Below are 6,000 nucleotides of genomic sequence, written 5' to 3'. Positions count from 1 at the left end.
TCGGGGTTGTGGTCGAGGTGCAGGCCGTAGAGCCAGCTCGCCTCGTTGAGGTCGTGGACCCGGCCCGGGCACCTGCGGCACCCCGTGCCGCCGACGCAGTGCGGGTTGGCGTAGGGGCTCGCCTTGAGGCCCGGGGCGGCTCGGCCGACGTAGACCGCTCCCGCCGGCACCCGGCCGTGGAACAGATCACCGACGACTCGGACGCGGCGGGTGTCGGCCGTGCAGGTCTCGCACCGCCACCCGTCACCGGTCTGCGTCCACCCGTACTGAGGCAGGTAGCCCGCGGCCTCGGCCCGGCTCGCGAAGTGCACCTCCCCCTCTTCGTCCGCGTCGAACGCGTAGCCGCAGCTGCACGCGACCGTGATGCACGGCCGGTCGAGGCGCGACACCTCCGGCGCCCCGAGGGGCCCGCAGTGGGTGGCCGCCTCCTCCTGGGCGAGGGCCTCGGTACTGAAATGGGGGATGCCGCCCCAGCCGCCCACGGACGTGCCGCAGGGGTAGGTGAGGGTCCAGCAGGCGAGGTTCGTGGTCATCGGGTCTCCGGGGTGGTGAGGGGCGGCGGTGCGGCCCGCAAGCAGGGGCACCAGGGCGCGGGTCACAGCGGGTACGCCGACGGGCTCGGCGCCGAGGGCGGCAGCAGCCCATTGCGCTCCCACGCGATGTGGTGCTGAGCGGCCATCACCTGCGCGGTGGCGGCGAACTGCTGGGCCTCGTCCGGGGTGTCGAACACCAGGTTGTGGCCGTGCGTCCGCATCTCGGAGGTGGGCGCTTTGTCGGAGTGGAAGTGGACACCGAGGAACTCAGCCCGCTCGGGCTCGGTCGGGTTCGACTGCATGGGATCCTCCTTGGGGTGGCCCCGCCGGATAGCCGCCGGCGGGGCTGCTCAGATGGCGAGGTAGAGGGCGAGCACCAGGGCGATGGCCACGACCAGGGCCAGAGCGATCAGCGTGGTGGTGAGGCCGTGGCCGTCCTGGCGGTGCCGGCCGGGATCGCGGCGCCCGGTGTCTCTGCGGTGCGACATCAGAACGGGGGCTCGGTCAGCTCGGCCCAGTCCGAGGTGCTGATCGTGCGCACCCACGGCGTGTGGCCGATGCCGTCGGACCAGGCCCGCTCGGCGTGGGCGCGGGTGACCTGCACCACCGAGGAGGGCTCCTCCTCGCGGTAGGTCACCGCGTACTCGTAGCGGTGGGACCGCCCGCGCCAGTCGGCCAGCTCCGCCTCGGCCGCGCGCAGCCTGGCCAGCAGGCGCGGGACCGCGTCGAGCACCTCGGCCGTGGCGGCGGGCACGTAGGGGTCGTGCTGCGCGTCGGCGAGGGTGGCGGCCAGCTCGTCGAGGTCGAGCGGCTGCTCCTCCTCGGGCTCCGGCGGCTCCGGCTCGCGGTCGTCGTCGCGCGGGTCGACATCCCGGCCGGTCTCGTCTTCGGTGATCACAGGGCCCTCCTCGGGGCGGTGGTGGTCAGGGGCCGGGCGCCGGTGCCGGCCCCGGTGATGAGCTGGACGGCGGCCAGGTGCGCGCAGCCCTCGTAGCGGCATGAGCACGACCACTCGCCGGTCGCCAGCCGGATGCGGTGGGTGGAGGTGTAGCCCTCGACGAGCGCCTCGACGTACAGCGGCGCTTTGGGGCCGTCGGGCGGTGTGGAGGCGGTGACGATCGTCACCGCGCCGGAGCGCAGGTAGTGCAGGGCGGCGGCGCGCAGGTCACGAGGCATCGGGCACCCCGGCGAGCCCTTCCACGAGCTCCCGGCAGGGCTCGCACAGGTGGACGACGCCGCAGGCGCGGATGGTGGTGGTGGCGCGGCGCGGGCAGCGTGCGAGGGCACAGCCCCGGCCCGGGGGGCCGACGCCGGTCATGCTGCGGCCTGCATCTCCGCGCCCAGCGCCTTGATCCGGCGGGCGATGTGGTCGGCCTCGGCCTGACTGATCCGCTCGGCCTTCAGCGCCGTCCCGACCGCCTGCCAGCAGGTCGTCAGCTCCGCCACGGTCGCAGCGTCCTCGGCTTCGCCGAGCAACCGTGCGGCCTCCGGGGACGCGGCGTCCAGGTCCGGGTTCTCGGCCCCGGCCTGCATGGCGGTCATCGCCCGGGCGCGGGTGCCCTGCGGGTCGCAGCGCAGGGCGTCGAAGATCAGCCCCTCCAGGCTCCAGTCCTCCGGCAGGGCCTGGGGGGCATCGACGCCCGGCCGTACGCCCGTGTGAACCGAGCGAGCACCCACCACGACGGGCGGCTCTTCACGGGACAGACGCACCCAGACGGAGGAGTCGTAGGCCAGGCTCTTGTGACCCTCGACCTTGTAGTCCCGCTTACCCGCGATGGGAGATCCGCTCGCGTCGAGGGCGGCGACCTCCTTGCCGCGGGCGGTCATGACGACGATGCCCGGGAAGGTCATGAGAATCGTCATGAGCCTGCGATGCCTGGAGTTGGCGTCGTTCCACAGGTTCATGGGGGCCTTGATCTCGGCACCCGGGTCGGCGGCGAGGCGCTTCTGGTTGGAGGGGGATTCCGCGGCCCGGTTGGTCACCCAGTCCTTGAGGAGATCCCACTCGGCGGTCATCGAGTCGATGACCAGCACCACGGGGGGCTCCCCGGCCTGGGCGGCGCGGGCGGCCTCCTCGTGGATCGCGCGGACCTGGCCGAGGATCGACGCCCAGGTGCCGTCGTGCTCGACGACGAGGTAGCGGGCGCCGGGGATCGCACCGTACTCGTCGGCGGCTCCCTCTCCGAGGTCGATCCAGTAGGTCTGGCCGACCTTCTCGGAGGCGGAGAGCTGGGCGGCTGCCCAGGACTTGCCGCTCTTTTCCCCGCCTTCGATGAGGATGAGGGGCCAGGGGACGCGGCCGGTGGGCCGGCGGGTACGGATGGTCACCTGTTCTCCTTGGGGGTGGGCTGATTGGGGGTGGGCTGAACGACGCTGGGACGGCTGGCGATGTAGGCGCGGAGCGCGTCGAGCGGCACCCGCAGCCGGGTCTGCCTGCTGCCGGTCCGGGCGATGTCGATCACTTCGATGTCGCCGTCGGCGATGTAGTCGTAGACCGTCGTCCGGTGGACTCCGAGCTGCTTCGCGGCCTGGGGAATGGTCAGGAGCAGCGTCTCGGTCATCCCGTCCTCCTTCTTCTTCTTGTTTCTGATGATCCATCAGAAATTCGGGGCAAAAACAGGGCGTCGACAGTGACGCCCAGCGCCACTGACAGCCGGTGGGCGGTTTCCGCGTTGCAGCTGGTGCGGCGGCCGTAGGCCAAGTGGGCGACGAGCTGGCGAGACCGCCCAATCTCTGCGGCCAGCGTGTTGCAGCTGTGTCCGCGCTCTCCTATGAGTCGCTGTAGCAGCAGGGCGCTACGGATCACTCGTCCGCGCGGAGTCGGCATGTGCGCCTCTCTGTGTTGTGGACAGTCGGAGACTGTCGCTCACTGTTGTTTCTGATGATGCATCATTAAGGTAGCTTGCGCGTCGATCCGTTGTCTAGCGATTCGCGAGGGGGATCTGACTGTCACCAGAGAGGAGTGGTTTGATGGCCCATATTGTTGTCTGCTCTGAGCGACGCAGGCAGCAGTGCATTTCCGGATCCCCTACGAGGCAGAGGATCTCGGTGATGGTGAGGCGAGGGCGACACGAGAGGCGACTACACATGCCGCCGCAACAGGACGACCAGGGCAGGGATTCTCGGACGCCGCTGAGCGACTACGTCCGGGCGGCCTACGAGCGCAGCGGGCTGAGCAAGAACGCATTCGCCCAGATGTGCGTGGATCCGCAGGACCCGACGCGGTCGATCTACAACCAGTGGCTAGATCAGTTGATGACTGCCCGCGGCCCTCTGCCTGAGCCGTGGAGGCTGCGGGCGCTGGCTGCAGGCATCGGGGTCGATGTGGAAGACCTGAAGCGGTTGGCCGCCGCTCAGTGGCTGGATTACAAAGTGGAGGAGGCGTATGCAGGCGATGACGTGATCATGATTCCGGTGAAGGGGCCGATCAGTGAGGCCACCAGGCTCCGTATCCGTCGGATGGTAGAACTGCTGGTCGAAGAAGCCGGCGACTAGCTACTTCGACATAAAGCCGTTTTGTTGCCTGTTCTATTACGAATATCCCGGTGTGATGGTAGAGACTCGCCTGATCTGAACACACTGTGACGCGAGTCGGTGATGATGTGTTATGTCCGGAACGGTCCAATATAGGCGATTAGATGATTCCGCATTCTTCGATGACCTAGAGGCGCCGGCCACCATCACCTACAGACCGGGCCGCATCATCGCCCGAGTCGATGCGCGTGAATGCCAGCGCGGCACCGCCCTGATCGCCGAGCTCAGCAGCCTCAGCGACGACCTCATATCGCCCTACCATCAGCAGAAATCCCGCCTCCAGCAGCCGTCCCTCGGCTGTCAGATACACCGAGTCCGGCGGGTAGCCGGCGGTCGGCTCCTCGCAGCCGAAATAGACGGCGATATCGCACACGTCGAGATCCGAGCCACACTGATGAGTGATGATCTAGCTGCTGCCCTCGGTTCCCTTGGGACCAGCGTGGGCCACTACCTCAGTCCCCACTGAGCACCCATCCCTCATCACACGGAGGACTCCGTGCCCTACATCCGCCGTCTCCCCAGCGGCCTCTACCAGGCCACGGTGCGCATGCCCAACGGGCAGCGCACCACAAAGAGCAACAAGCTGAAATCCGTTGTTGAGAAGTGGGCAAAGGCCCAGGAGGCAAAGTTCGACCAGGGTGACACCCGCGACCCCCGTACCGGCCAGATCAAGGTGCGCGCCTGGCGGGAGAGATGGTTCGCCGGCCGCGTCATCGAGGCTCCGACCAGGGCGAAGGGCGAGAGCCTGTGGCGGACCCACTGTGACCCGCGGTGGGGTGACTGGCCGATGCAGGCGATTCAACGGGTGGACGCTCAGGCCTGGGTCAGCGATCTGCAGGAGACCAGAAAGGCCCGGCATAAGGGCCGACCCGCCGACACCTTCGACGATCCGGACGAGATCCCGTTTATCTCGCCTGCGACCATCCACGCTGTGGTGCATGTCATGAGCGGGATGTACCGGTCGGCCATGCGGGAGCACCCGCCGCTCGTGGTCGCCAACCCCTTCGCCGAGCTGGAACTCCCCCGTCTCGACGCTGCCGAGACCGAGTGGTACGAGCATGACGAGGCCCGTGCCCTGTACGAGGCGCTGGAGCGGTTGCACAGTCCGGCGTGGCGGACGCTCGCCGAGCTCGGTATGGATGTCGGCCTGCGTCCCGGGGAAATCTATGGCCTGCACGGGCACCGTGTGGCATGGATTCGCGGATCCCTGTCCGTAGTTGAGGTGATGACCCGCCAGGGCTTGCGCGAGTATCCGAAGAGCATGAAGAGTCACCGCACTACGCCGATCCCGGAGGCGACGCTGGAGCGCATGAGCCGCCTCATGGTCAGCCGACCACGCGACAGTCTGGTGTTCACTGTTCCGGATGGTGGTCCAGTGAGCGACGGCTACGTGCGTAGCCAGATCTGGTATCCGGCAGTCGAGGCCGCTCGGCTGTGCATGCACCGGTCGGCGGAGGAGGCCACCGAGGGGGACCTGGTGATCACCGGGAAGTGTGGCGAATTCTGCGATGATCCGGCGCACAGGATCCGCCGGTTCCCGCCGCGGGTGATGCGGCACACGGCGGCCAGTTGGCTGGTGCAGGATGGCGTCCCGCTGTATGACGTGCAGGCGTTACTCGGTCACGAAAGTTTCCAGACCACGCAGCGGTACGCGCATCTCCAGCCGGATGCTCACGCGAAGATACGGGAGTCATGGTCACGGCGGGTGGCCAGCGCCGACAGTTAGTGATCTTGACGCATCAGTGACGCACGATCATGAAAAAGGCCCTTCTCTCGATCACCGAGAAAGGGCCTTTGAGCTGCTGGTGGGGCTACCAGGACTTGAACCTGGGACCTCTTCCTTATCAGGGAAGCGCTCTAACCGTCTGAGCTATAGCCCCTTGTTACACGAAAGAACGGTATCGCATCCGTCTGGCGGAGGCGAACCCGTCCT

At 67.9% G+C, this 6,000-nt stretch carries 11 protein-coding genes and 1 tRNA gene; 2 read left to right on the top strand and 10 right to left on the bottom strand.

Features of this window, described 5'->3' with window-relative positions; translation table 11 throughout:
* From ACWEF2_RS28730 to ACWEF2_RS28695, 8 genes are all read right to left on the bottom strand, one after another.
* On the bottom strand, positions 1-533 hold a 533-nt coding region (locus ACWEF2_RS28730; protein WP_453819446.1), incomplete at its 3' end, for a hypothetical protein.
* A gap of 62 nt (positions 534-595) precedes the next feature.
* Complete coding sequence (locus tag ACWEF2_RS28725; RefSeq protein ID WP_453819445.1) at positions 596-835, bottom strand: hypothetical protein; 240 nt, start codon at positions 833-835, stop codon at positions 596-598.
* Positions 836-883: 48 nt separating this feature from the next.
* On the bottom strand, positions 884-1,021 hold the full coding sequence (locus ACWEF2_RS28720) for a hypothetical protein (protein ID WP_453819444.1): 138 nt from the start codon (positions 1,019-1,021) through the stop codon (positions 884-886).
* A complete protein-coding gene (locus tag ACWEF2_RS28715) occupies positions 1,021-1,431 on the bottom strand; it encodes a hypothetical protein (RefSeq protein ID WP_453819443.1) in 411 nt (136 codons plus the stop codon). Before ACWEF2_RS28715 ends, ACWEF2_RS28720 begins: the two co-directional genes overlap by 1 nt.
* Positions 1,428-1,709 (bottom strand): hypothetical protein, encoded by a 282-nt coding sequence (locus ACWEF2_RS28710; RefSeq protein WP_453819442.1) that lies wholly within the window; start codon positions 1,707-1,709, stop codon positions 1,428-1,430. Before ACWEF2_RS28710 ends, ACWEF2_RS28715 begins: the two co-directional genes overlap by 4 nt.
* On the bottom strand, positions 1,699-1,851 hold the full coding sequence (locus ACWEF2_RS28705; RefSeq protein WP_453819441.1) for a hypothetical protein: 153 nt from the start codon (positions 1,849-1,851) through the stop codon (positions 1,699-1,701). The genes ACWEF2_RS28710 and ACWEF2_RS28705 overlap by 11 nt, the downstream gene beginning before the upstream one ends.
* Positions 1,848-2,861 carry an AAA family ATPase gene (locus ACWEF2_RS28700; protein ID WP_453819440.1) on the bottom strand — a complete coding sequence of 338 codons (1,014 nt, stop codon included), beginning with the start codon at positions 2,859-2,861 and terminating at the stop codon, positions 1,848-1,850. The genes ACWEF2_RS28705 and ACWEF2_RS28700 overlap by 4 nt, the downstream gene beginning before the upstream one ends.
* Positions 2,858-3,094 (bottom strand): helix-turn-helix domain-containing protein, encoded by a 237-nt coding sequence (locus ACWEF2_RS28695; RefSeq protein ID WP_453819439.1) that lies wholly within the window; start codon positions 3,092-3,094, stop codon positions 2,858-2,860. Before ACWEF2_RS28695 ends, ACWEF2_RS28700 begins: the two co-directional genes overlap by 4 nt.
* Before the next feature lie 526 nt (positions 3,095-3,620).
* Here ACWEF2_RS28695 and ACWEF2_RS28690 point away from each other — a divergent pair.
* Complete coding sequence (locus tag ACWEF2_RS28690; protein WP_453819438.1) at positions 3,621-4,028, top strand: helix-turn-helix domain-containing protein; 408 nt, start codon at positions 3,621-3,623, stop codon at positions 4,026-4,028.
* Positions 4,029-4,194: 166 nt separating this feature from the next.
* Here the strand turns inward: ACWEF2_RS28690 and ACWEF2_RS28685 are convergent, their stop codons facing one another.
* The gene (locus ACWEF2_RS28685) at positions 4,195-4,440 is read right to left on the bottom strand and encodes a hypothetical protein (protein WP_453819437.1); all 246 of its coding nucleotides are present in this window, start codon (positions 4,438-4,440) and stop codon (positions 4,195-4,197) included.
* Positions 4,441-4,563: 123 nt separating this feature from the next.
* Here ACWEF2_RS28685 and ACWEF2_RS28680 point away from each other — a divergent pair, with 123 nt between their 5' ends.
* On the top strand, positions 4,564-5,793 hold the full coding sequence (locus tag ACWEF2_RS28680) for a tyrosine-type recombinase/integrase (protein ID WP_453819436.1): 1,230 nt from the start codon (positions 4,564-4,566) through the stop codon (positions 5,791-5,793).
* Positions 5,794-5,870: 77 nt separating this feature from the next.
* Here ACWEF2_RS28680 and ACWEF2_RS28675 read toward each other — a convergent pair.
* A tRNA-Ile gene (locus ACWEF2_RS28675) sits at positions 5,871-5,947 on the bottom strand.
* Positions 5,948-6,000 lie beyond the last annotated feature (53 nt).

Source organism: Streptosporangium sp. NPDC004631, assembly GCF_053601935.1.
This window is presented reverse-complemented; position numbering and strand designations above follow the sequence as displayed.